Source organism: Hallerella succinigenes, assembly GCF_002797675.1.
In the GTDB taxonomy this organism is placed as follows: domain Bacteria; phylum Fibrobacterota; class Fibrobacteria; order Fibrobacterales; family Fibrobacteraceae; genus Hallerella; species Hallerella succinigenes.
Window position 1 is genome coordinate 2,989,208 of sequence record NZ_PGEX01000001.1, and the last position, 22,462, is coordinate 3,011,669.

29 protein-coding genes are annotated in these 22,462 nt (G+C 48.0%); 11 read left to right on the forward strand and 18 right to left on the reverse strand.

Annotated features, from left to right (window positions below; genetic code table 11):
- Nucleotides 1-10: 10 nt before the first annotated feature.
- On the reverse strand, nucleotides 11-298 hold the full coding sequence (locus tag BGX16_RS13805) for a hypothetical protein (protein ID WP_100426575.1): 288 nt from the start codon (nucleotides 296-298) through the stop codon (nucleotides 11-13).
- Entirely contained in the window at nucleotides 298-1,290 is a 993-nt protein-coding gene (locus tag BGX16_RS13810; protein WP_157798070.1) for an FRG domain-containing protein, read from the reverse strand. Before BGX16_RS13810 ends, BGX16_RS13805 begins: the two co-directional genes overlap by 1 nt.
- A 264-nt stretch (nucleotides 1,291-1,554) precedes the next feature.
- Here BGX16_RS13810 and BGX16_RS13815 point away from each other — a divergent pair, with 264 nt between their 5' ends.
- The 5 genes from BGX16_RS13815 to BGX16_RS13835 all read left to right on the forward strand — a co-directional run bounded on the left by BGX16_RS13815 (nucleotide 1,555) and on the right by BGX16_RS13835 (nucleotide 5,916).
- Complete coding sequence (locus BGX16_RS13815) at nucleotides 1,555-1,881, forward strand: type II toxin-antitoxin system MqsR family toxin (protein WP_100426577.1); 327 nt, start codon at nucleotides 1,555-1,557, stop codon at nucleotides 1,879-1,881.
- Entirely contained in the window at nucleotides 1,882-2,370 is a 489-nt protein-coding gene (locus tag BGX16_RS13820; RefSeq protein WP_100426578.1) for a type II toxin-antitoxin system MqsA family antitoxin, read from the forward strand. It abuts the gene before it with no gap.
- A 58-nt stretch (nucleotides 2,371-2,428) separates the two neighbouring features.
- Entirely contained in the window at nucleotides 2,429-5,176 is a 2,748-nt protein-coding gene (locus BGX16_RS13825) for a valine--tRNA ligase (protein ID WP_100426579.1), read from the forward strand.
- A gap of 118 nt (nucleotides 5,177-5,294) precedes the next feature.
- Nucleotides 5,295-5,510 carry a hypothetical protein gene (locus BGX16_RS13830; RefSeq protein ID WP_100426580.1) on the forward strand — a complete coding sequence of 72 codons (216 nt, stop codon included), beginning with the start codon at nucleotides 5,295-5,297 and terminating at the stop codon, nucleotides 5,508-5,510.
- Complete coding sequence (locus tag BGX16_RS13835; RefSeq protein WP_100426581.1) at nucleotides 5,500-5,916, forward strand: PIN domain-containing protein; 417 nt, start codon at nucleotides 5,500-5,502, stop codon at nucleotides 5,914-5,916. The genes BGX16_RS13830 and BGX16_RS13835 overlap by 11 nt, the downstream gene beginning before the upstream one ends.
- Nucleotides 5,917-6,217: 301 nt before the next feature.
- Here BGX16_RS13835 and BGX16_RS13840 read toward each other — a convergent pair whose 3' ends face one another.
- From BGX16_RS13840 to BGX16_RS14750, 13 genes are all read right to left on the reverse strand, one after another.
- Complete coding sequence (locus tag BGX16_RS13840; RefSeq protein ID WP_100426582.1) at nucleotides 6,218-6,502, reverse strand: hypothetical protein; 285 nt, start codon at nucleotides 6,500-6,502, stop codon at nucleotides 6,218-6,220.
- Nucleotides 6,490-7,275 carry a hypothetical protein gene (locus BGX16_RS13845; protein ID WP_100426583.1) on the reverse strand — a complete coding sequence of 262 codons (786 nt, stop codon included), beginning with the start codon at nucleotides 7,273-7,275 and terminating at the stop codon, nucleotides 6,490-6,492. The genes BGX16_RS13840 and BGX16_RS13845 overlap by 13 nt, the downstream gene beginning before the upstream one ends.
- The gene (locus BGX16_RS13850) at nucleotides 7,272-7,502 is read right to left on the reverse strand and encodes a hypothetical protein (RefSeq protein ID WP_100426584.1); all 231 of its coding nucleotides are present in this window, start codon (nucleotides 7,500-7,502) and stop codon (nucleotides 7,272-7,274) included. The genes BGX16_RS13845 and BGX16_RS13850 overlap by 4 nt, the downstream gene beginning before the upstream one ends.
- Nucleotides 7,490-8,242, reverse strand: a complete 753-nt coding sequence (locus tag BGX16_RS13855) for a hypothetical protein (RefSeq protein ID WP_100426585.1) — start codon at nucleotides 8,240-8,242, stop codon at nucleotides 7,490-7,492. Before BGX16_RS13855 ends, BGX16_RS13850 begins: the two co-directional genes overlap by 13 nt.
- Entirely contained in the window at nucleotides 8,239-8,475 is a 237-nt protein-coding gene (locus BGX16_RS13860; RefSeq protein ID WP_157798071.1) for a hypothetical protein, read from the reverse strand. Before BGX16_RS13860 ends, BGX16_RS13855 begins: the two co-directional genes overlap by 4 nt.
- Complete coding sequence (locus tag BGX16_RS13865; protein WP_100426587.1) at nucleotides 8,457-9,248, reverse strand: hypothetical protein; 792 nt, start codon at nucleotides 9,246-9,248, stop codon at nucleotides 8,457-8,459. The genes BGX16_RS13860 and BGX16_RS13865 overlap by 19 nt, the downstream gene beginning before the upstream one ends.
- Nucleotides 9,248-9,475: a hypothetical protein gene (locus tag BGX16_RS13870; protein ID WP_100426588.1), complete on the reverse strand. Its 228-nt coding sequence runs from the start codon at nucleotides 9,473-9,475 to the stop codon at nucleotides 9,248-9,250. The genes BGX16_RS13865 and BGX16_RS13870 overlap by 1 nt, the downstream gene beginning before the upstream one ends.
- Complete coding sequence (locus BGX16_RS13875) at nucleotides 9,463-9,975, reverse strand: hypothetical protein (RefSeq protein ID WP_157798072.1); 513 nt, start codon at nucleotides 9,973-9,975, stop codon at nucleotides 9,463-9,465. Before BGX16_RS13875 ends, BGX16_RS13870 begins: the two co-directional genes overlap by 13 nt.
- A gap of 496 nt (nucleotides 9,976-10,471) precedes the next feature.
- Entirely contained in the window at nucleotides 10,472-11,251 is a 780-nt protein-coding gene (locus BGX16_RS13890) for a hypothetical protein (RefSeq protein ID WP_100426592.1), read from the reverse strand.
- Nucleotides 11,248-11,478, reverse strand: coding sequence for a hypothetical protein (locus BGX16_RS13895; RefSeq protein WP_100426593.1), 231 nt, complete (start codon nucleotides 11,476-11,478; stop codon nucleotides 11,248-11,250). The genes BGX16_RS13890 and BGX16_RS13895 overlap by 4 nt, the downstream gene beginning before the upstream one ends.
- Complete coding sequence (locus BGX16_RS13900; RefSeq protein ID WP_157798073.1) at nucleotides 11,466-11,978, reverse strand: hypothetical protein; 513 nt, start codon at nucleotides 11,976-11,978, stop codon at nucleotides 11,466-11,468. The genes BGX16_RS13895 and BGX16_RS13900 overlap by 13 nt, the downstream gene beginning before the upstream one ends.
- Nucleotides 11,979-12,256: 278 nt before the next feature.
- Nucleotides 12,257-12,847 (reverse strand): hypothetical protein, encoded by a 591-nt coding sequence (locus BGX16_RS13905; protein ID WP_100426595.1) that lies wholly within the window; start codon nucleotides 12,845-12,847, stop codon nucleotides 12,257-12,259.
- A 61-nt stretch (nucleotides 12,848-12,908) separates the two neighbouring features.
- Nucleotides 12,909-13,172 (reverse strand): integrase core domain-containing protein, encoded by a 264-nt coding sequence (locus BGX16_RS14750; protein ID WP_157798074.1) that lies wholly within the window; start codon nucleotides 13,170-13,172, stop codon nucleotides 12,909-12,911.
- Between the two features lie 410 nt (nucleotides 13,173-13,582).
- Here BGX16_RS14750 and BGX16_RS13915 point away from each other — a divergent pair, with 410 nt between their 5' ends.
- Together BGX16_RS13915 and BGX16_RS13920 are read left to right on the forward strand one after the other, a co-directional pair.
- Nucleotides 13,583-13,810, forward strand: a complete 228-nt coding sequence (locus tag BGX16_RS13915) for a hypothetical protein (protein WP_072813531.1) — start codon at nucleotides 13,583-13,585, stop codon at nucleotides 13,808-13,810.
- 2 nt (nucleotides 13,811-13,812) lie between these two features.
- Complete coding sequence (locus BGX16_RS13920; RefSeq protein ID WP_277352375.1) at nucleotides 13,813-14,229, forward strand: putative toxin-antitoxin system toxin component, PIN family; 417 nt, start codon at nucleotides 13,813-13,815, stop codon at nucleotides 14,227-14,229.
- A gap of 484 nt (nucleotides 14,230-14,713) precedes the next feature.
- Here the strand turns inward: BGX16_RS13920 and BGX16_RS13925 are convergent, their stop codons facing one another.
- Entirely contained in the window at nucleotides 14,714-15,691 is a 978-nt protein-coding gene (locus tag BGX16_RS13925; protein ID WP_241899566.1) for a glycosyltransferase family 2 protein, read from the reverse strand.
- A 26-nt stretch (nucleotides 15,692-15,717) separates the two neighbouring features.
- On the opposite strand from BGX16_RS13925, the gene BGX16_RS13930 reads away from it, so the two are divergent.
- Complete coding sequence (locus BGX16_RS13930; protein WP_100426598.1) at nucleotides 15,718-16,647, forward strand: lysylphosphatidylglycerol synthase transmembrane domain-containing protein; 930 nt, start codon at nucleotides 15,718-15,720, stop codon at nucleotides 16,645-16,647.
- Nucleotides 16,648-16,755: 108 nt separating this feature from the next.
- On the forward strand, nucleotides 16,756-17,682 hold the full coding sequence (locus BGX16_RS13935) for an NAD-dependent epimerase/dehydratase family protein (RefSeq protein WP_100426599.1): 927 nt from the start codon (nucleotides 16,756-16,758) through the stop codon (nucleotides 17,680-17,682).
- Here the strand turns inward: BGX16_RS13935 and BGX16_RS13940 are convergent.
- Nucleotides 17,663-18,682, reverse strand: coding sequence for an aminoglycoside phosphotransferase family protein (locus BGX16_RS13940; RefSeq protein WP_157798075.1), 1,020 nt, complete (start codon nucleotides 18,680-18,682; stop codon nucleotides 17,663-17,665). The genes BGX16_RS13935 and BGX16_RS13940 overlap by 20 nt on opposite strands.
- Before the next feature lie 300 nt (nucleotides 18,683-18,982).
- On the opposite strand from BGX16_RS13940, the gene BGX16_RS13945 reads away from it, so the two are divergent.
- Together BGX16_RS13945 and BGX16_RS13950 are read left to right on the forward strand one after the other, a co-directional pair.
- Complete coding sequence (locus BGX16_RS13945) at nucleotides 18,983-20,392, forward strand: anthranilate synthase component I family protein (RefSeq protein ID WP_100426601.1); 1,410 nt, start codon at nucleotides 18,983-18,985, stop codon at nucleotides 20,390-20,392.
- A gap of 1 nt (nucleotide 20,393) precedes the next feature.
- Entirely contained in the window at nucleotides 20,394-21,992 is a 1,599-nt protein-coding gene (locus BGX16_RS13950) for a bifunctional anthranilate synthase component II/anthranilate phosphoribosyltransferase (protein ID WP_100426602.1), read from the forward strand.
- A 107-nt stretch (nucleotides 21,993-22,099) separates the two neighbouring features.
- On the opposite strand, the gene trxA is transcribed toward BGX16_RS13950, so the two are convergent.
- Nucleotides 22,100-22,417, reverse strand: coding sequence for a thioredoxin (trxA, locus tag BGX16_RS13955; protein WP_100426603.1), 318 nt, complete (start codon nucleotides 22,415-22,417; stop codon nucleotides 22,100-22,102).
- Nucleotides 22,418-22,462: the final 45 nt, after the last annotated feature.

Genomic DNA, 22,462 nt, shown 5'->3' on the forward strand with positions numbered 1-22,462 from the left:
ATCGTCCCCTTTATTTTAATGTCACCTTTGTCACACATGTGCGGTTTTCGCAACTCACTTGGACTTCAACCTTTTGATGACTTAACTTCGCGGCAACAAGCATCTGGTATTCCCACTGACGCCAGTCATTAGGTACCTTTAGCCCTTCGGATTCTGCAATGGGTTCGCAAGGTTTATCGCCATTCCAAAACACATTGTACTTCTTTCCGTCCTTTTCCAGACTGAATCCATCCCCGCCCCGGATTGTAAAACACCCATCCGAAGAGATAGTCTCCACATAACCTTCAATCTTAAACATCACATCTCCTTCAAAAATTCTTTTGAATCCAGTCTTTGCTTTGTTCCTTTCCAATCGGGATAGACCACATCAATGGTCACACTCAGCATTCGCAATTCCTTGAGCAACGGTTCCTTAGCTTCTGCGGGAATCCTGATTTTTCGGCGAATCATTCCGTTACGAGGGTTATCCTTCCATTGTGCGAGTTTGGTACGATCGCCATCAATGCCATAAATCATAAACGCACCTTGCTGTGCCCGGATCCGGGGGTTATTCAGCAAAGGATGGACGCAGAAGATGCTTTCCATATCTTGTTTTTTTATCCATCCCTCAAAATGAGGCTTTTCGGCCTTGATTTCATGGAGCAGGTACTTTATAGGTCCACTTTCATTGAACTTTTTGCGGTCATGTTCCTCGTCTGCATCAAGATTGCGAATGTCCAGATTGTCTTCGTGCTGATACACCGCAATATTTGCCAAAATGCTAACCGCGTCGGAATGGTAGTTCTTGATTTTGTCTTCAGGAACTTCGTAGACATATATAACCCCATCCCTACAGCCTTCTTTTTCGTTACTCATACCGTAATCAGGATCGTTGTAGCAAGCAAAAAACACAGCCTGCAGCGCACTTGTGGTAATATCCAAAAGACGAGTGGGGACTTGGTAATGTTGCATCAAGACAAGTTTTTCAAAAGTTGACCTGCAGGCGGCAAATTCGTCGGGCAAGCGCCGTTCTGCCTCGCGGAAAATCTTCGTTTCCTTTTTCAAGCGATCATTTCTTGCAATACAAGGGGTCGCTCCCGTCGGGCCATAGTCCTCCGCTTCACCTCGGTAATAATAACAGACATTTTCACGATGGCCCTCCAGGCCTTCGCGTTCTATCTGTTTCAGGCAGTCCAAAAGTTCTGCAATGGAATGAATCGTGCGCACGATTTGAATGTAAACAAAAAAAAACAATGTCAAGTATTTTTGCCGAAAACGGCAAAAAACTTGACTTTTTTCGGTAATTTTCACAGAAGATTCATGACTTTTGCCACCATTTTGACACTTTGTGACAAGAATTTGTGTGTACATTTGATTGCGGCGAAATTCGCGCAGATTTCAAACCGATTTCTGATTTTTAGATAAGCAAAACCGAAGCACAAAACCGTCGCTTTTCAGCATGTAGCGACAGGAGGATAAATGCAAAAATATTACCTGCAAAAAGTACCATTATGGTACATTTATATCTATATTTCAATCAAGACAGATTCTTTTGCGTTTGAGGAGGCTTTCTGAATGGAACACCTCGGCAAAGCACACTATGATTTGGAGTTGATTAAAAAACTGCTCCAGGACAAAGACAAAAGATTTGTTACACGATCTTCTAAACAGACTGCCGTTCTGCTAGGATACACAGACGAAGATTCCATCGTTGAACGCGTATGCAAATTAAGGAGTAACGAAATATACAAGACTATGACAACCGACGCTGACACAACTCTTTGGCAAGATGTTTATCATTCCTCCGACAAAAAAGCAGATGGTTCTTGCGTAAAGCTGTACATCAAAATTCAAATAACAAAAAATGGAAACGGAGTTGTCATTTCGTTCAAGGAGCTATAAATGATTATCAAAGAATGTCCCATTTGCAGCGCAAAAGTGATCCGAAAAAAAGTAAAAGAAACCTACACCTACAAGGGTAAATCCATCACCGTAAACAACCTTCCAATTTTCCATTGTACCGGATGTGGCGAGGAATTCATTGACGAGGAACGCGTCGGACCAATCAACAAAAAACTCGACGCTCTCTACCGGGAAGTGGAGGGCTTATTGCAGCCCCAGGAAATCGTAGAAATTCGCAAGAAGTTCGGTTACTCCCAGGAAGAATTTGCAGAAATCGTAGGTGGCGGACCGAAGGCCTTTGCCAAGTACGAAAAAGGAACCGTGACACAGAGCCGTTCCATGGACAACCTGCTTCGCATCCTGCGGGATTCCTCGGACGCCATGGCCATTCTAACAAATCAAAAAGCAATCTGCGCCTGCGAAGCCAAAAGTGCTTATCAGGTAAAAAAAGACAAGAGTTCGTCCTGTTCAAAGACATCTCGTTCGTGAAGTTCACTGTTTTTTTCTAAATTTGCCCACATTAAGAAATTATTTGTGGAAATAAATTATGGAAACTCGTTACAATTCTAAAGATGTGGAAGCCCGTTGGCATGAGACCTGGGCTGAGAACAACAGTTTTGCACCCAGCGGAAAGGGCGAACCGTTCTCGGTCGTGATTCCGCCCCCGAACGTTACCGGCGCGCTCCATCTGGGACATGCGCTGAACGATACGCTCCAGGATATTTTGGTACGCTACCGCCGTAAGACGGGCCGCGACACGCTGTGGATTCCGGGTACGGACCACGCGGGCATCGCTACGCAGGCCGTGGTCGAAAAGCGACTTTTCCAAGACGAACACAAGACGCGTCATGACATCGGTCGAGAAGCCTTGGTGGAACGCATCTGGAAATGGAAGGACGAATACGAAGCCCGTATCACCAAGCAGCTCAAGAGCCTGGGCGTCAGCTGCGACTGGAGCCGTCAGCGCTTCACGCTGGACCCGGTCTGCGCGAAGGCCGTGCGCCACGCTTTCTTCAACTTGTTCAAGAAGGGCCTCATTTACCGCGGCAAGCGCCTGGTGAACTGGGATACCAAGCTCCAAACCGCCGTTGCCGATGACGAAATCTATTACGAACACGTGAAGGGCCACTTCTGGACGTTCAAGTACCCCCTGGCCGACGGTTCGGGATTTATCCCCGTTTCGACGACCCGTCCGGAAACCATCATGGGCGATACCGCCCTCGCCGTGCACCCGAACGACGAACGCTATGCGCAGTTCATCGGCAAGATGCTGAAAGTGCCGTTTGTTGACCGTGAAATTCCGGTGATTGCCGACGCCATCTTGGTGGACAAGGACTTCGGTACGGGTTCCGTGAAGGTGACGCCCGCACACGACCCGAACGACTATGCGACGGGCCTCCGTCACAAGCTCCCGATGATCAACATCATGAACGATGACGGCAGCCTGAACGAGAACGCCGGCAAGTTCCAGGGTCTCAAGGGCCAGGCCGCCCGCGACGCCGTGGTGGCAGGTCTCGAAGAACTCGGACTCCTCATTAAGGTGGAAGACCACGAAATGGACGTGGGACACTCCGACCGTTCCAAGACTGTGATCGAGCCGTACCTCAGCGACCAGTGGTTCGTGAAGATGGACGTGCTCGCCGAAAACGCGATGAATGCCGTAAAATCCGGTGAGATCAAGATTATCCCCGAACGCTACGCCAACAAGTACCTGGACTGGCTCGCCGAAAAGCGCGACTGGTGCATCAGCCGTCAGCTCTGGTGGGGCCACCGCATTCCTATCTGGCACACCGATGCTAGCGAAGACGAACTGAAGGCCGCATTTGCGGGCCGCGACGACATCTACTTCTACAAGGCCGAAAACGGTGGCTACCTCGTGTGCAGCCAGGAAGAAGACCTGAAGCCCGATGCGGTGCCGGGTCACGAACTCAAGCAGGAAGAAGACGTGCTCGACACGTGGTTCTCCAGCGGTTTGTGGCCGCATTCTACCATGGGTTGGCCGGAAAACACCGACACGCTCAAGCGCTACTACCCCACCAGCGTGCTGGTGACGAGCCGCGACATCATTACGCTGTGGGTTGCCCGCATGGTGCTCTTTAGCCAAGAGAACATGGGCACGGTCCCGTTCCACACGGTGTACATCCATCCGAAGATTCTAGACGGCAATGGCCAGACCATGAGCAAGTCCAAGGGCAACGGCGTGGACCCGATGGATATCGAAGAGAAGTACGGCACCGACGCTCTGCGCTTTGTGATGGCAAGCCTCTGCACCGACAACCAGGACGTGCGCCTGCCGGTGAAGAAGGAAAAGCAGCCGGATGGACGCGAAATCAACACCAGCGAAAAGTTCGAAATCGGCCGTAACTTCAGCAACAAGCTGTGGAACGCCTGCCGCTTCCTTTACCCGCAGCTCGAACAGGCCGGCGCTCTTGCCGCCGAACTCCCGATAGACAAGAGCTTGTTCGCGCTCGAAGACAAGTGGATTTTGAGCCGCCTGCAGACGACCATCAAGGACGCCACCCGCATGCTCGAAGAATACCACTTCGCCGAACTCGCCGGGTTCCTGTACCGCTTCGTGTGGGACGACGTCTGCTCCAGCTACCTAGAAATCAAGAAGTCCGTGATCAACAGCGAAACGCTCACCGCCGAAAAGAAGAACGCGATGGCCATCCTCAGCTACGTGCTGAAGAACGTGCTCGACCTGCTCCACCCGGTGATGCCGTTCATTACCGAAGAGCTCAACAGTATCCTGTTCCAGGGTAGCGAAATGGTGATCAGCCGCGCATGGCCCAAGGCAGACGAATCGCTCATTGACGCCAAGATCGAAGCCGCATTCGACCAGGCATTCGCCGTGGTGGAAAGCGTGCGTGGCGTGCGTGGCCGCTACAACGTGAGCCCCGCCACCAAGCTGAGCGCCGTAGTGAGCGTGGACGACGCCGCAACAGAAGCCAGCGTGAAAGACTGCATGGCTATCATCACCGAACTTTCGGGTCTTTCTGACCTGAGCGTCGCCGTGAAGGCCGTGAAGCCGAAGTTCAGCGCGAGCGCCGTGGTGCCCGGTGGCGAACTTTACATCCCGCTCGAAGGCATTCTCGACCCGGCCGCAGAAATCGCCCGCCTCGAAAAAGAAATCGAGAAGGCCAAGGCATTCGCCGCTTCGATTGAACGCAAACTCTCGAACGAAAAGTTCGTGAGCGGTGCCCCCGAAGCCGTCGTGAACGCCGAACGCACCAAGCTCGCTACGCAGCAAGATATCATTGCTAAGAACGAGAAGGCTCTCGAAGAATTGCGCTAGTCGCTCATATTATTACACAAAGAGGTGCTTCTGAAGCACCTCTTTTTTATTCCCTCATGTCGGTCTATTGACTATCATTGTCAAAAATATATATTGGTAATGAAAACGGAGGTTTCTTATGTCTGAAGCCATGCTCGCAGAATTTACCAAACGAGCAGCGTCCCTCTCCAAAGAGGAGACGATTTTCGTCATTTCCATCCTTCTGGAAAAATTAAAAGTGCCTGCCGAAACTAAGAAAAGCAACTCCTTAGACAGTCTTTTCAGCATGGCGGACCGGCTCCACTTAAACTCCAACGGAAAGTCCTGGAGTCGCGAGGACCTTTATGACCGCTAGTTGTTTCCTAGACACGAACATCCTCGTATATTCCGTTGACGAAAAAGACAAGATTAAACAAAAGGTTGCGAGAGATTTAATCGTCTCTTTAGTTCGAAACGAGGATGCCATTATTTCAACGCAGACCCTACAAGAATTTTACAACGCAGCCACCAAGAAATTGATTGCATCAAAGAAGGATGCAGGATTATTTGTCAAGCAGTTTTCCGACATCATCCCGGTTCACAGCAACACCGTAAATGACGTCTTGACGGCAATTGACATCAGCGATGCATCCCAACTATCGTTTTGGGATTCTCTCATCTTGGCATCCGCAAAATCCTGTGGATGTTCAACCGTTTATTCTGAAGACCTCAATGATGGGCAAACCGTCAACGGCGTAAAAATTGTAAATCCGTTTAAATAGGATTTGCCATTAAAAAATTTTCCAATTCAAAAGAGGTGTTCTTAGAACACCTCTTTTTACTTATAAAAGATTTAATGATATTTTTTTTGACAAAACATTTTCCCTATAACAGGATATTATTCTGTGACGAAGGCGCTCCCATTTTTGATTTCAAAGCATCTTCCAAAAGAGTCTTATTATATTTATGAGCCGCATATATTGAGCCACAAATAGAAAGGACCTCTAATCCCAAAATAGCTTCCGGAGCATAGATTATAAAGAGGTGCTCCTAGAGCACCTCTTTTTGCGAGCACAGAGCACCCTATTGACCTTTTCTATTAAAAATATTAACAGAGATTAAAAGACTCCAAACTTTTTTTATCCCCCCCCTAGCGATTGCTGTGTTCATTTCCGGGGCAAACGGAATGCCGTAAACCTGCGCATATTGGTGAACAGTCACGTTCTTGCCGAGGAAACGCCCGTAGAGCTTTTTACTCGACTGGCCCAAAACCAAATCGGCGTTTGAAGCTTGCTCATTCCGCGTTTCAACGACAACCGCGGCGTTGAGGCTGCTCGCCAAAAGCGCACAAAAATTTATTTCATCCATAACCAATTCCCATGCACCCGGGCGACCGCAGGAACGTTCGGGATTTCCAAAAAGCCGCCGTCGAAATTTTTGCGCAGGAGCAACTTCCCGTTCAAATCGAAAACGGAAACTTCCATGCCGAGAGGGACTCCCGACAAACGAAATTTTCCCGCCGAAACCTTCTCCGCGCGGACGCCCTGCGAAACTTTCGAAATGCGGGAAATCGCTGTGGAAGAATCCACAAGCGAGCAGCAGCCGGGGCCGATTGTCCATTCGGCGCCGTTTTCTTCAAAAAAAGAAACACCGTCAATGTCTTCACACTTTCCCACAGCCTTCATCAATTCTATTTTTTCTTGTAAAAAATTCTCAAGAGAGTCCTGCTGCATTTTTATAATTCCAAAAGACTGCATTCTCAACAATTCTATTTTTAGAACTTCGCTAAATTGCAGTTTCCCAGAATTTCCCGAAACTTCGGATGGCGAAAGAAAAGGATCAATACAGATTTGGTATTCCCGGTACAGTCGAATGGTCAGCAACGAGTCGCTTCTTTCCATTTCCAGATAAACGGATTCGTCCGCGGGAGCGTTGTACGCTATCGAGTTGGTTGACGATTCACACAATTTTCCCATTTTTTTGACCCAGAGCGATTCAATCGAGTCGCAAAAAGATTCCGTAATTTGATTTTCATCCATTTTTAACGAATGGAAAACCAAATCCAATGTCTCCGGACTGAAGTCTAAAGCATAAGAAAAATACGTTCCAACAGAGATTAAAAGACTCCAAACTTTTTTCATCTTCCCCTCCTAGCGATTGCGGTGTTCATTTCCGGGGCAAACGGAATGCCGTAAACTTGTGTATATTGGTGAACAGTCACGTTCTTGCCGAGGAAACGCCCGTAGAGCTTTTTACTCGACTGGCCCAAAACCAAATCGGCGTTTGAAGCTTGCTCATTCCGCGTTTCAACGACAACCGCGGCGTTGAGGCTGCTCGCCAAAAGCGCACAAAAATTTATTTCATCCATAACCAATTCCCATGCACCCGGGCGATCGCAGGAACGTTCGGGATTTCCAAAAAGCCGCCGTCGAAATTTTTGCGCAGAAGCAACTTCCCGTTCAAATCGAAAACGGAAACTTCCATGCCGAGAGGGACTCCCGACAAACGAAATTTTCCCGCCGAAACCTTCTCCGCGCGAATATCCCGCGAAATTTTCAAAATGTTGGAAATCACCGAGGGAGACTCCACAAGCGAGCAGCAGCTATAATTTGGTAGCATTGTGTAAATTCCGTAAGCCTTATCGATATCGTCACAATAGCCTTTATTTCCCACTTTCAACGAATCTATCACGCTTAGAACAAACGCTTCGGCGGAATCTTTTTCCATGTCGACCACACCCAATTCCTGAAGCCGCAAAAACTCCGCTAGAAAAACTTCACTGAATTGCAGCGTCCCGCTTTGGCCTACCGTAACATGCCCAAAGGCGTCTCCTTCACAAACTTGCGTATTACGATTTATCCAAATAGAATTTTCATAAAACATAAATCCGAACGACACCGTGGAATCCAACGGCGATCTATAATAAATGGAAAAGTCGTTGTCGCAGTTTGCCCCGTCGTCAAAAGTAGGCAGCTGCATTATCGTTTCGCAGGCTTTCGGAATATTTTCGTAATTGACGAATTCAAAATTCGAAAAATACTTCGTTTCCGGGGGAGTTGCTAAAGCCAAATCGATCAATAGAATTCCCAAAAACAATATCTTTTTCATCTTCCCCTCCTAGCGATTGCTGTGTTCATTTCCGGGGCAAACGGAATGCCGTAAACTTGTGTATATTGGTGAACAGTCACGTTCTCGCCGAGGAAACGCCCGTAGAGCTTTTTACTCGACTGGCCCAAAACCAAATCGACATTGGAAGCTTGCTCATTCCGCGTTTCAACGACAACCGCGGCGTTGAGGCTGCTCGCCAAAAGCGCACAAAAATTTATTTCATCCAAAACCAATTCCCATACACCCGGGCGACCGCAGGAACGTTCGGGATTTCCAAAAAGCCGCCGTCGAAATTTTTGCGCAGGAGCAACTTCCCGTTCAAATCGAAAACGGAAACTTCCATGCCGAGAGGGACTCCCGACAAACGAAATTTTCCCGCCGAAACCTTCTCCGCGCGGATGCCCTGCGAAACTTTCGAAATGCGGGAAATCGCTGTGGAAGAATCTACAAGCGAGCAGCAGCCGGGGCCGAACAGCCACTGGGCTCCGCTATTTTCTCCATAAGAACCCCAATCCAAATCCGGACATTTTTTGTTTTTTGCTTTTATCTGCGCAATGGCGGACACCAGAAGCAACTCAAGCGAATCCCGCTGTATATTAATTATCCCGCATTCTTGAAATCGTAAAAGTTCAAACATCATCACTTCGCTGAACTGGTGCGTACCCGGCGTTCCCACCGTACTGTCTTCCGGATACGGGCCAACACAATTTTGCGAAATTCGCGTCATCTCCAAAATTTGTTCTGTTTCGTCACCTGTAAAATAAATACGAACGGTGGAATCCAATAGGGAATTGAAACCAATGCCATTCCTGTCCGCACAATCGTAAATGAATTTCTCTTTTTGTGACGAATCCACAAAATATTGGGCATAGATTTCGCAAGCCGATTCCATCGCGGAGGAATCGATTTTTAGCGAAGCAAAACCCAAATCGTTAATAAGAGGTTGCCCCACAGAAAACGAGAAAAAAGTTAGTACGCAAAAGAACTGAGACGCTATTTTTTTCATCACTTCCTCCTAGCTATTGCTGTGTTCATTTCCGGGGCAAACGGAATGCTGTAAACCTGCGCATATTGGTGAACCGTTACATTCTTGCCGAGGAAACGCCCGTAGAGCTTTTTACTCGACTGGCCCAAAACCAAATCGGCGTTTGAAGCTTGCTCATTCCGCGTTTCAACGACAACCGCGGCGTTGAGGCTGCTCGCCAAAAGCGCACAAAAATTTATTTCATCCATAACCAATTCCCATGTACCCGGACAACCGCAGGAACGTTCAGGATTTCCAAAAAGCCGCCGTCGAAATTTTTGCGCAGGAGCAACTTCCCGTTCAAATCGAAAACGGAAACTTCCATACCGAGAGGGACTCCCGACAAACGAAATTTTCCCGCCGAGACTTTTTCCGCGCGAATATCCCGCGAAATTTTCAAAATGTTGGAAATCACCGAGGGAGACTCCACAAGCGAGCAGCAGCCGGGGCCGAACAGCCACTGGGCTCCGCTATTTTCTCCATAAGAACCCCAATCCAAATCCGGACATTTTTTGTTTTTTGCTTTTATCTGCGCAATGGCGGACACCAGAAGCAACTCAAGCGAATCCCGCTGTATATTAATTATCCCGCATTCTTGAAATCGTAAAAATTCAAACATCATCACTTCGCTGAACTGGTGCGTTCCCGGCGTTCCCACCGTACTGTCTTCCGGATACGGGCCGACGCAATTTTGAAAAGCTCTAGCCAAGTCCAAGTATTGTCTTTTTTCATCGCCGCGAAAATAAATAAATACAGTAGAGTCTAACAAAGAGTGAAAGCCTATACCTTCTGAATCCGAAGAGCAGTCTTCATTAAATTTCTTGGATGAGGAATCGGACAAGAAATATGAGGAATACATTTCACAGGCTTTGGGCATTTGTACAGAATTTATTTTCAACGAAGTAAAATACAAATCGCCTACAAGAGGCTGCCCTAAAGAAAAAGACGAAAAAGTCAAAACGCAAAAGAACAGGGACGCTATTTTTTTCATCTTCCCCTCCTAGCGATTGCTGTGTTCATTTCCGGGACAAACGGAATGCCGTAAACTTGTGTATATTGGTGAACCGTTACATTTTTTCCGAGAAAACGCCCGTAGAGGGATTTGCTCGATTGTCCGAGAATCAAATCGGCGTTTGAAGTTTGCTCATTCCGCGTTTCAACGATAACCGCGGCGTTGAGGCTGCTCGCCAAAAGCGCACAAAAATTTATTTCATCCATAACCAATTCCCATGCACCCGGGCGATCGCAGGAACGTTCGGGATTTCCAAAAAGCCGCCGTCGAAATTTTTGCGCAGAAGCAACTTCCCGTTCAAATCGAAAACGGAAACTTCCATGCCGAGAGGGACTCCCGACAAACGGAACTTTCCCGCCGAGACTTTTTCCGCACGAACGCCCTGCGAAACTTTCGAAATGCGGGAAATCGCCGAGGGAGACTCCACAAGCGAGCAGCAGCCGGGGCCGATTACACCATCCGAAAACTCCAAATCAACACAATAATCATTTTTCTCAATCATTTTCGTCACTGTTTCGTTTAATTGGAGTTCAAAACTATCGCGATTGTTTTTAATAACGCCAAGTTCCTGGAAACGTAAAAGCTCAAAAATTAAAACTTCGCTGAATTGATGCGTCCCGGGAATCCCCGTTGTTTCCAAGTCAGCAAGAGAAGCGCCCACGCATGCTTGCTGATTTCTTGTCATAAAAAAAGAAGGTTTCTCTGTATTGATTGCTGAAATATACAAAGCAACAGTTGAATCTAATATCGACAAAAATCCAACTTCCCCACCTTCATGAAAACAGTTCTCTAAAAAGTAGTTTTTTTGAGAACTGTCGACAAAAGCGTCAGCGTATATTTCGCAAATATTTTCTGTACTTTTTGAAGTATCCACTTTTAAAAAATCAAAATCAAAATCTCCGAAATGAGGCGAAAATGCACAGCAAAAACAAGGGACGCAAAATAGTAAAGAATTCAACACTCGCATTTTCATCTTCCCCTCCTAGCTATTGCTGTGTTCATTTCCGGGGCAAACGGAATGCCGTAAACTTGTGTATATTGGTGAACAGTTACGTTCTTGCCGAAGAAACGCCCGTAGAGCTTTTTACTCGACTGGCCTAAAACTAAATCGACATTTGAAGCTTGCTCATTCCGCGTTTCAACGACAACCGCGGCGTTGAGGCTGCTAGCCAAAAGCGCACAAAAATTTATTTCATCCATAACCAATTCCCATGTACCCGGACAACCGCAGGAACGTTCGGGATTTCCAAAAAGCCGCCGTCGAAATTTTTGCGCAGGAGCAACTTCCCGTTCAAATCGAAAACGGAAACATCCATGCCGAGAGGGACTCCCGACAAACGAAATTTTCCCGCCGAAACCTTCTCCGCGCGAATATCCCGCGAAATTTTCAAAATGTTGGAAATCGCCGAGGGAGACTCCACAAGCGAGCAACAGCCGGGGCCGAACAGCCACTGGGCTCCGCTATTTTCTCCATAAGAGCCCCAATCCAAATCCGGACATTTTTTGTTTTTTGCTTTTATCTGCGCAATGGCGGACACCAGAAGCAACTCAAGCGAATCCCGCTGTATATTAATTATCCCGCATTCTTGAAATCGTAAAAGTTCAAACATCATCACTTCGCTGAACTGGTGCGTTCCCGGCGTTCCCACCGTACTGTCTTCCGGATACGGGCCGACGCAATTTTGAAAAGCTCTAGCCAAGTCCAAGTATTGTCTTTTTTCATCGCCGCGAAAATAAATAAATACAGTAGAGTCTAACAAAGAGTGAAAGCCTATACCTTCTGAATCCGAAGAGCAGTCTTCATTAAATTTCTTGGATGAGGAATCGGACAAGAAATATGAGGAATACATTTCACAGGCTTTGGGCATTTGTACAGAATCTATTTTCAACGAAGTAAAATACAAATCGCCTACAAGAGGCTGCCCTAAAGAAAAAGACGAACAAGTCAAAACGCAAAAGAACAGGGACGCTATTTTTTTCATCTCCCCCTCCTAGCGATTGCTGTGTTCATTTCCGGGACAAACGGAATGCCGTAAACTTGTGTATATTGGTGAACCGTTACATTTTTTCCGAGAAAACGCCCGTAGAGCTTTTTACTCGACTGGCCCAAAACCAAATCGACGTTCGGGGCAAAAATCGTATCCGCCCACATCCCTTCTACCGTCATCGTTTCGCTTCCGTGCTGAATGAGCTTGAAGCCTTTGGCGACTTTTTCCAAGTCGTCGTTCAACGTTCTTGCCCGCCAAATAACGCCGCCGTGTAAATGCAAAATTGTCTGCATTCCCGGATTGATGAATAGCACTTTGCTGCCGGATTCCAACTGAATATTTCCAATGGAAATTTCTCCGGGTTCCACAAAAAGCGTTCCGCCGGGACTCACTTTTAATGTCTGAAAACGGTCGCCGTCTTTCAAGGTGTAACTTTCATTGTTGGCGATTTCTTTGGTGACAAGCCCTGCACTTTGCATTGCCGGAAGTTCGGCAACACGGTGCGGCCACAGTGTTTTTAATTGAAGGATAAAGGCTTTTGGATTTGTAAGTTTTCTAATAGTGGGTTCATGAATGACCATATTCATTACCGGTTAAGTTAAATATATCCTTTTTTCTTGTTAAGTGGCATACCCTTGTGGTCTAGGCAGCCTGTTTTGACAGCCTATATTCAACCGGAGTCATGTATCCCAGCGAACTATGGAGCCGTTTCCGGTTGTAGAACAGTTCGATGTACCTGAAAACGGCCTCCCGCACCTCTTCGATGTCCTTGAAGTCACACCTGTAGGCCAGCTCCTTCTTGAAGCTTGCGAAGAAGCTTTCCGTGCAAGCGTTGTCATAGGGGCAGCCCGGGGCGCTCATCGAGGGCGTTATCCCGTTCTCCGAGAGCATCGTGCGGTAGCCCATGCTACTGTACTGCACGCCACGGTCGATAACTCTACTACGGCAAGGTACACCCACCCAAGCGCAGCCTTGACGTAGGTGATGTCGACGGCCGAGACTGCGTTCAGGCTGTCGGGATCGAAGTTCCGCTGCACCAGGTTCTCGCTGTACATGGCGTCGCATTTGCCCTTGCGCCTCAATCATGCCCATAGGCAAATAAGTTTGCCTGGGTCACGATACTCGGCTTGTTGACTTTTCGCCTTTCAGGACCGGTTTGATGACTTGTTCCCTTGTCTCGGAGTTGTAGCTATCCTCTTATTAAACTCCTGCATGGTCCAATTTTTCCAAACAAAAAAATACTCCAACTTGGAATGAACTCCCCTAAAACTTGCCTTTATGGGGTGAAAAAGGTATATTTAGAGTGGAGGACCACCATGGCAGCAGCACAAACGCTAAATCCGACTCAGATACATCTTCTTGAGATGTTTTCCTTTTGCAAAGATGCAGAAGCCTTACAGGATTTGAAGGCTGTTCTAGCTGATTACTATGCCAAGAAGGTTCAAGAAGAAGCAGACGCTCTGTGGGATGATGGCGTGCTAGGTGCAGACGCTATTGAGCAGATTGGCAAAGAACACTGGAGAACCCCTTATTCCAAAGTATAACCTTGCGCCGCATTTGCCTTGATACAAACTGCCTGTTGATGAGCCTCCCGTCTAAAAGTCCATATCATCAAATATGGACCGAATTCTTGAACGGGGACTTGGAAATTTGCGTATCGCCAGAGATACTTCTTGAGTACGAAGAAATTGTTTCCCAGAAGATTTCAAGTCGCATGGCAACCATTTTAATGGAAGCCTTAACCAATCGCCCGAACCTTGTGAGAACAACTCCTACTTGGCGTTTCAACTTGATTACGCAAGATCCAGACGACAACAAGTTCGTTGATTGTGCTATCTGCGGAATGGCAGAATACATCGTTTCTAACGATCGACATTTCGACATTCTGAAGAGCATCGACTTTCCGCTGGTCTCAGTTCGATCCATTCAAGAATTTTCCAAAGAACTCGCGGACGAGATGTAAAGGATTTTGTCCCACCCAAGTTGAACTTGGACATTTTTGGCAAAGCTAATAAGATAGTCCATCATGTCGGCTGGGATTTCCAGTAGGCCTGACGGTCCTTGACTGCATGATACATTTTTCTCTCCGTTCGTTAAGCAGATCTTCCATCCTGCCCGCAAAAACTTCATCGGGGGGCAGGTACCCGATAGCCGAGTGCAACCTTGCCGTTGTCGTGGATGATGCGGGCGCGGGCATCGGGATAGAGTTCCTCGTCGGGAAAAGAACCGGATGACCGCCGCCGGGCCGATGCCCGTCCTTTCCGCGAGCGTCATCTTCTTTTTCCCTAGGGACGGCAAAGGATTAAGCCAGTCCTTTTCTGTAAAATCACGCACAAAAAGTGGATTTTTCAGTATCCTTTTCGGTTAGGTAGGCGTTTTGTGTCCGAATCGAAGCGTTGGTTTGTAACTACAATTGAGCTTGGCTTTATAAAGCCCAACTGAACTAATTATTTCTGCAACGGATAACGCTTTAAGATTTCGAGCATCTTATTTTGTACGTTGCCGTAGCGTTCTTCGTAAGAGTTTCGAATCCCCCACTCCCGAGGAATGGCGAAGATCGCTTCAATCCAAGCTTTGAAAAGCGCATTGCAGATTGAAACCTTGGAAAGCTTTTTGCCGTCGCTCGATTGTTTTGGAACGCCACCCTTGGCCATACGAAGGTAACGCTTGAATGCAATGACCGGCAAGCGGACAAGGCTTGAAACGGGCAGCAAGCGGACCGCAGAACGCAACCGGTTTCGTTCCGAGAAATAAAGCTTTCGAGGCGAATAACGGACCGTAGTGAGGGAACGATCGTGGAAAACCTTGGCACATGGGCAGAAGAAGGTCTTGAATCCGCAAAGATTAAAGCGGAAATACCATTCGGATTCTTCAAAGAAGAGGAAGAAGGATTCGTCAAGCTCGCCTACCTTATCTGCACACTCCTTGCGGAACGCCATCACGGCGCCGTAGCAGCCAAAGACTTCCTTTTCGCGGATATCCGTATCCTTCTCGTCTTTTCCGGAGCCTTCGTTTTCGGCAAAAAGGTCTTCTCCAAAGAGAACACCAATCGCGTTCACAAAACCAGAACGTTCCATGACAAGGCTTGCCACGGATGCAGCTTCGGGATGCGCTTCAAAACAGGCGAAAAGATTCTTTGCCCAATCCTTGTCAAAATCCAGATCCATGTTGCAAAGAACCTGGATGTCGGAAGTCATGTGTTCGCGGAGTCCATTGCAAGCCCCTGCGTAGCCGCGGTTCTTTGTTGAACGGATGATTTCGCAAGGTTCACCCGACTGCTCAAGCAATTCGAGGGAATGATCGGCGGAGGCGTTGTCATAAACGAAGACGCGAACCGGGAACGATTGCGCGGTCAAGCTTTTGACACAGCGGACGAGTTCTTCTCCACCGTTATAATTGATGATTCCGACTTCCATTTGGTTCATGCGTAAAAAATACTATTTTTGCAACTATGCAAAAGATAAAGACAATTCTCAAATTGGTGGTCAGCGTCGGCGGCTTGATCTTTGTCTTTTCACGTGTGCCTTTTTCTGATATTTCCAAGAACTGGAATTTGTCGGTTCTTCCGTGGCTGATTCCGATGCTTATACTCACGGAACTAGGCATGTTGATTCAGGCGAACCGTTGGAAGAAGATGTCCATCGAAGGACCGGAAATTCCCTACCGCAGTTACTACGCCTATATCGCTCTCGGTTATTTCTTTAACAACCTTTTGCCGGGAGGTTTTGGCGGCGACGTCGTAAAATCCGTCGCTTTTGGAAAGCGCTATGGTCAAACTTCTCAATCGGTGGCGTCCATTTTGATTTCGCGCATTCTAGGATTGCTCGCTTTGTTCGTTTGTTTCTTTTGCGCGATCCCGTTTTTGAGCCTTCAAAAAGCAATTCCTTCGGTTTACCATGTGACGATGATTTGCATGTGCGGATTATGCATTGCGGCGACCGTGTTATGCCTTTTTTCGGACAAGTTCCATTTGGACATTATTTCGAAGCGTGTGCCGTTCGTGGCGAAGTTGCAGAACAGTCTTGCCATTTACCGCAAGCATAAAGGCATTCTTTTTTTTGCGGTGATGGATTCCATTTGGCTGCAGCTGATTACGATTGCGACAAACTGCCTGTACTTTATGGCGATCGGGCATCCGGTTTCCTGGGCGGCAGTCACCGTATTTTCGGGAATTATCATTATCGTTTCGATGATTCCGATTTCGATCAACGGGATCGGGATTCGTGAAGGCGTCCAGATAAGCCTTTATACAGGCCTCCTCGGAATCCCTGCGGACATTGTGCTTTCGGCAGGACTTTTGGGCTATATCCTTCTACTCTTTCAAGTGTGTCAGGGAGCCGTGGTCTTTGCGATTCAGAAAAAGCATTCTAAAGCGGGATAAGAGCCTTTTATGGCTCTTTTTCAATAATTAAGAACGAAAATTTACATCTCAATTTCCATAAAGAATGCTAGTTTGATAAAAGTCGGTCAGCAAAAAGAGGATTTTGCTATGCGTATTTTTATTACTGGTGGTACCGGTTTTATCGGTCATTATGTGGCTCGTGAACTTTTGGAAAGCAACCACGAAGTTGTCATTTTGACAAGACACCCGGATAAGATTCCCGCACTTGCAAACCATTCCAAGGTGACGATCCTCGTAGGAACCATTTACGATGCCGCGACCATTTCCAAAGGCCTTGTCGGCTGTGATGCGTGTATTCATATTGCACTCGGTTGGGGCGAAACTCCACTTTCCATGCTTGAAAATGATACACGTGCTACCGTGCTGATTTTGCAGGCGGCAAGCAAGGCGGGGTGCAAGAAATTTATTTATACCTCAAGTACCGCCGCGATGGGAAAATTCCGCTCGGTGATGAATGAAAACGTCATCAACCTTCCGGTGGACCTTTACGGAGCGACGAAGGCGGCAGGCGAAGCCTATGTGCTCGGCTTCCGTGGAACCTCGATGAAGCGCAACATTATTCGTCCGGGTTATACGTTCGGAAACCCCGCCTTTGGCGAAAACGGCGTCACTCAGCCCGATAGACGTTTCGCTTTGATGGCGCAAGCCGTAGTGAATGGTGGCGATATTCACCTGATTAGGAATGATGGTACGCAATTCATTTCTGCTGCAGACCAGGCAAAGCTCTTTAAACGCGTTCTCGACAGCGATTATAACGAAGAAATTTATTTGGGACTCAGCCGTAACTGGATTTCTTGGCACGACATTGCCAATCGAATGCTCGAACTCTATGAAAAATTGACCCGCAAAAAAAGCTCCGCGAAAATCGTGGAGCAAGATTTGGGGTGGTCCGACCATCCGATGCTCTTTTCTGTGGAAAAAATCGCAGCCACTTTCGGCTTAAGCTTTGACGCTAGCGCCGAAATGGACAAGCATATCGAATGGCAGTTGAAATCTACAATAGCGAATTCTTGAGGAAAGTAATCGCTTCGTGGCGAGAAGGGCTCAGCGGTTCGTAAAGTTCGAGTACGCGGAGCAAACGCTTTTTGCCCGGTTCAATATACTGCTCAAAGCTTGCAATCTTCTTTTCCATCGACAAGAAACAGAACGCTCCCATCGCCTGCATCAAACGTTGCAGGCTTGCTTGTAAAAAGAGCGTCCATGCTTCATCCTTGTCGAAGGATTCGTGGCAAAGCGTATAACCGCGGTACCAATCTTCAAAGAAATCTTCCACCATTGCTTCTGGGAGAGAGACGTACGGATCCCAAAGAAGCGAAGCGATGTCGTAGAACATCGTGCCGCGGCGAGCGCCTTGGAAGTCTACAAAGCCGACTTCGGAATTGTTGCAAACCATGATGTTCTGGGACTGGAAATCGCGATGCATCAAAACCTTCGGATGCGTGTCGACCATGCAAGCGAGGGTCGAAAAGAAGTTTTCGACTGCCTGCGGAATTTCGGCAATGCCCCTTTTCTTTTGAAGATAATTTGTACGGAAATAATCGGTTTCCCATTTGAGAGCGCTGTAATCAAAACGGCGAGCTGCAATATCTGCACGGCAAAGGAAGAACTTGGGGCTGGATTCCTGCCAGCGGACCAATGCATCGATCACAGCCGGGTACAGAACACGTGCGCTGCCAGCGAGGGTCTGACCGTCTTTGACTACAACGGAAAGGAGCGTGTGTTCGCCCATGTCCTGCATCAGGATTTGGGCGAAAGCATCGTCGACAGCCCAAATTTCTGGTGTCGGCAGGCTAAAGTCGTTAAAGGATTTTCCGTAAGAGACAAAATGTTCAAAGTCTTCATTCGCGGAGGCGTTCGTTTGCAGAATCGCGGTCTTTTCGCCTTCGGTGATGCGGTAATATTGACGACCCGATCCTGCGGAACCGGCGAGGCTCCATGCGGCTTTAGCGGTAAAGCCTTTACTTTCAAGGGAACGGAGAATCTTGGGGGCAATTTGCGGACGTTCTTGTATCATAGCGTATCCTGGAATTGAATTTCTTTGATAATATATCATTCTAATTTTCATTTTTGTACGAAATTCAAATATTTCAAAAATATTTTTTTGAATTTCCCGTTGCCATTGCCAAAAAGCTTTTTTATTTTCTTTGCGTATGAATTACTCGATCATCACTCTCAACGGCAACAACTGGTGGTGGCGTACTTTGAAATCGGAGTACGCGTTTTGATCGTTTGATCCATTTTTAGGCAAATGCGGCTCCGATATGAAATCGGGGCTTTTTTTTTGCATTAGAAATTCAATTATAAGGAAGAAATCATGACCGAAAGAACAGACAGTATCTATGTAGCGCTCCCCGGTGAACGCTATACCCCGTTCTCCTTAGCGAAAAAGCTCGGCGCTAAGGCAATCTTTGAATCGGCAAGCTTTGCGCACGGTCGTAGCCGCTATTCCACTCTGATGGTAGACGAAGGCTTCCGTTTGCGTCAGAACGAAAAGGACGTGAGCATTATCGTGGACGGCAAGGAAAGCGTCTTTTTGAAGGAAGGCGAAGGAGACATTCTCGATGCTCTTTTAAGGATCTCTGCGGAAAATACGGTTCCGCCTAACCAGATCCCAATCCCTTCTTCGGGCGTGGGCTATCTCGGCTATGAATTCTGCGCCCGCTGCGATACGATTCGCCTGGCTCCGCAGGTCGATGAATTGAACATTCCAGAAGCGGAATTCTTAATCGGTCACATTTACATCGTCTTTGACCACTTTACCGAAAAGCTTCACCTGTTCGCTCTGAACTACGAAGAACACCAGATTAATTTGCCGGCTGCGATCGAAAACATCCAGAAGCGTCTTGCGGATCTGGACTTTAGCTATCTCGCTCCGGAAGCCAAGTACAGCAAGGGCATTACGATGACGGACATCGAAAACTCTCGCAAGGAATACGTGGAAAAGGTCGCGGAACTGCAGAAGCATATTATCGCAGGTGACATCGTGCAAGCGGTCCCATCTCGCCGCATCCAGTTCGCAAGCGATATCGAAGCTTTGGACATTTATCGCAGACTTCGCACGGTGAACCCGTCGCCGTATATGTTCTACCTCGATTACGGTACGCATCAGTTCATCGGCGCTTCGCCGGAAAGCCTTGTACGTGTGCGCGAGGGCATCGCCACAATTCACCCGATTGCCGGTACACGTCGTCGCGGTAAAGATGAAGCGGAAGATGAAATACTCATCAAGAATTTGAAGGCCGATCCCAAGGAACGCGCAGAACACCTGATGCTCGTGGACCTAGCTCGTAACGACCTCGGCCGAGTTTGTGAAGCGGGTACCGTGGAAACGACCAAGTACATGGATTGCGAAAAGTTCAGCCATGTGATTCACCTCGTTTCCGATGTGCAGGGAAAGGTTTCGAAGGGCAAAAAAGCGATTGAAGTCTTGCGTTCGAGCTTCCCGGCGGGTACGGTGAGCGGCGCTCCGAAAATCAGCGCAATCGAAATTCTTTCTCGCCTTGAAAAGGTCAAGCGTCGCTTCTATGCGGGTGCCGTGGGCTATATGGAATCCGATGGTGACTTGGATTTTTGCATTGCCATTCGTTGCTGCTTGAAGCAGGGTAAGACGATTAGCTTGCAGGCGGGAGGCGGTATTGTCGCAGCCTCTAACGCTGAACGTGAATTCGAAGAAACAAATGAGAAATTGGGTGCCGTCCGCGCCGTGTTGGAAGGAGAAAATTAAAATGATCGTCATTATCGATAACTACGATTCCTTTACATACAACGTCTATCAGGCGCTGGCAAAAATCACCCCGGAAGAAATTCGCGTGCTCCGTAGCCGTGAATGCACGATCCAGGAAATTGAAGCCTTGAATCCGAGCCGTTTGATCGTGAGCCCGGGTCCGGGTCGTCCGGAAGATGCGGGAATTTCCGTAGAAGCGATCAAGCATTTTGCTGGCAAGCTTCCGATTCTCGGCGTATGCCTCGGGCATCAGGCTATCGGCTACGCTTTTGGTGCAAAGATTGTGCAGGCGAAGTTCATTAAGCACGGCATTGCGGAAGAAATTGACTTGGACGGCAAGGGCCTTTTCCGTACCATCGGCAAGAAGAACATCTTTACGCGTTACCACAGCCTTGTGATCGATGAATCGACACTGCCTTCGGATTTTGAAATCACGGCACGTGCTACGGACGGCGACATTATGGGCATTCGCCATAAGACGATGCCGATTGAAGGCGTGCAGTTCCATCCGGAATCCATTGCGAGCGGCCGTGCAGACGAATTTTTCAAGGCGTTCTTGAACTACCGTCGCGAACCGCTCGATGTGCGCGGCATTTTGAACACGCTCATGGACGGCAAGGATCTTTCCCGTAAGACAGCAGAGCTCTTTATGGAAGACCTGACGGACGGCATCATGGATGAACGCCAGATGGCGGGCATCTTGACCGCACTCTTTGCTAAGGGTCCTGTGGCAGACGAAATCGCCGGCTGCGCCTATGTGCTGAACAAGAAGAAACGCCGTTTCCCGTACAGCGGTGACGAACTCACGGATATCGTGGGTACGGGTGGCGATGGTAAGGGAAGCTTCAACGTGAGTTCCCTTTCGGGCCTCATCGCCGCGACTTGCGGTGCGAAGGTAGCTAAGCACGGTAACCGTGCCGTTTCGAGCAAGTCGGGCGCAGCGGACTTCTATACGGCTGCAGGCTTTAAGCTCGATATGACGCCAACGCAGGCTGCAACAGTCATCGACAAGACGAACTTTGTATTTCTCATGGCTCCGGTTTATCACAGCGCAATGCGCTTTGCGGCCCCGGTGCGTGCGGCTCTTGGCGTAAAGACCATCATGAACTTGCTTGGACCTCTCACGAACCCGGCTGAAGCCAAGTATCTGATGCTCGGCGTATACAGCAAATCAGTGCTCGAACCGTTTACCAAGGCGGCAAAGGCTCTCGGTGCAAAGCGTGTGATGGTCGCAATCAGCGATGACGGCTATGATGAAATTTCTCCGTGCGTTCCGTCAACGATTGCAGAAATTCTCGAAGACGGCAAGTACCGTGAATACCGCCTGGATCCAAAGGAATTCGGCGTTCCGTCTGTGGACCCGGAAGATCTCGCCGGCGGCACGGGCGCAGACAACTTTGCGCTCGCCATAGATCTGTTGAATGGCAAGGGTCGCCCGGGCATCAAGTATGCTTGCGCTTTGAATGCGGGGGCAGCCCTTTATATTAGCAATAAGGCAAAGACCGTGAAGGAAGGCTACGACATGGCGATGAAGGCAATGGAAGACGGCTCAGTTCTAAAGAAGATCGAAGAAGTCAAGAACGCCACTCAGCAGTTCTAAACTTCCTCGCTTTGGAATATGAAAAAGGCCCGCAATGATGCGGGTCTTTTTTGCAATGCTTGAATTTTAATTTACAATGCTGTGTTTGCCGTTCAAACAGAATCAAATTAGAGGTTCTTGTTGATAGCGGCAACAAGCGTGTTCTTGGGAACTGCACCGACGATATTTGCCACTTCCAAACCGTTCTTGAAAAACTTCATGTTCGGGATGTTCGTAATGCCGAAACGAGCGCAAAGAGATTCGTTCGAATCCACGTCCACCTTGGCAACGACGATCTTTTCGTCAAATTCTTGGGCGAGTTCTTCCATCACAGGACCCATCATCTGGCACGGTCTGCACCATACAGCCCAGAAGTCCACCAAGACGAGTTTACCAGAATTTATCACCTGGTCAAAATCTTTTTCTGTCACATTGAGAACGGACATTCTTCACCTCTCTAAATTTTTGCTATAAAATAGCTATTTTTCTAC

Coding starts and splice junctions, on each gene's coding strand:
- BGX16_RS13905 (WP_100426595.1), bottom strand. CDS start 12,847: ATGGTCATTCATGAACCCACTATTAGAAAACTTACAAATCCAAAAGCC.
- BGX16_RS13835 (WP_100426581.1), top strand. CDS start 5,500: ATGACCGCTAGTTGTTTCCTAGACACGAACATCCTCGTATATTCCGTT.
- BGX16_RS13825 (WP_100426579.1), top strand. CDS start 2,429: ATGGAAACTCGTTACAATTCTAAAGATGTGGAAGCCCGTTGGCATGAG.
- BGX16_RS13845 (WP_100426583.1), bottom strand. CDS start 7,275: ATGAAAAAAGTTTGGAGTCTTTTAATCTCTGTTGGAACGTATTTTTCT.
- BGX16_RS13915 (WP_072813531.1), top strand. CDS start 13,583: ATGGCAGCAGCACAAACGCTAAATCCGACTCAGATACATCTTCTTGAG.
- BGX16_RS14750 (WP_157798074.1), bottom strand. CDS start 13,172: ATGGGCTACCGCACGATGCTCTCGGAGAACGGGATAACGCCCTCGATG.
- BGX16_RS13895 (WP_100426593.1), bottom strand. CDS start 11,478: ATGGATGAAATAAATTTTTGTGCGCTTTTGGCTAGCAGCCTCAACGCC.
- trxA (WP_100426603.1), bottom strand. CDS start 22,417: ATGTCCGTTCTCAATGTGACAGAAAAAGATTTTGACCAGGTGATAAAT.
- BGX16_RS13855 (WP_100426585.1), bottom strand. CDS start 8,242: ATGAAAAAGATATTGTTTTTGGGAATTCTATTGATCGATTTGGCTTTA.
- BGX16_RS13820 (WP_100426578.1), top strand. CDS start 1,882: ATGATTATCAAAGAATGTCCCATTTGCAGCGCAAAAGTGATCCGAAAA.
- BGX16_RS13890 (WP_100426592.1), bottom strand. CDS start 11,251: ATGAAAATGCGAGTGTTGAATTCTTTACTATTTTGCGTCCCTTGTTTT.
- BGX16_RS13865 (WP_100426587.1), bottom strand. CDS start 9,248: ATGAAAAAAATAGCGTCTCAGTTCTTTTGCGTACTAACTTTTTTCTCG.
- BGX16_RS13935 (WP_100426599.1), top strand. CDS start 16,756: ATGCGTATTTTTATTACTGGTGGTACCGGTTTTATCGGTCATTATGTG.
- BGX16_RS13940 (WP_157798075.1), bottom strand. CDS start 18,682: ATGATACAAGAACGTCCGCAAATTGCCCCCAAGATTCTCCGTTCCCTT.
- BGX16_RS13850 (WP_100426584.1), bottom strand. CDS start 7,502: ATGGATGAAATAAATTTTTGTGCGCTTTTGGCGAGCAGCCTCAACGCC.
- BGX16_RS13830 (WP_100426580.1), top strand. CDS start 5,295: ATGTCTGAAGCCATGCTCGCAGAATTTACCAAACGAGCAGCGTCCCTC.
- BGX16_RS13950 (WP_100426602.1), top strand. CDS start 20,394: ATGATCGTCATTATCGATAACTACGATTCCTTTACATACAACGTCTAT.
- BGX16_RS13815 (WP_100426577.1), top strand. CDS start 1,555: ATGGAACACCTCGGCAAAGCACACTATGATTTGGAGTTGATTAAAAAA.
- BGX16_RS13840 (WP_100426582.1), bottom strand. CDS start 6,502: ATGGATGAAATAAATTTTTGTGCGCTTTTGGCGAGCAGCCTCAACGCC.
- BGX16_RS13930 (WP_100426598.1), top strand. CDS start 15,718: ATGCAAAAGATAAAGACAATTCTCAAATTGGTGGTCAGCGTCGGCGGC.
- BGX16_RS13945 (WP_100426601.1), top strand. CDS start 18,983: ATGACCGAAAGAACAGACAGTATCTATGTAGCGCTCCCCGGTGAACGC.
- BGX16_RS13805 (WP_100426575.1), bottom strand. CDS start 298: ATGTTTAAGATTGAAGGTTATGTGGAGACTATCTCTTCGGATGGGTGT.
- BGX16_RS13870 (WP_100426588.1), bottom strand. CDS start 9,475: ATGGATGAAATAAATTTTTGTGCGCTTTTGGCGAGCAGCCTCAACGCC.
- BGX16_RS13925 (WP_241899566.1), bottom strand. CDS start 15,691: ATGAACCAAATGGAAGTCGGAATCATCAATTATAACGGTGGAGAAGAA.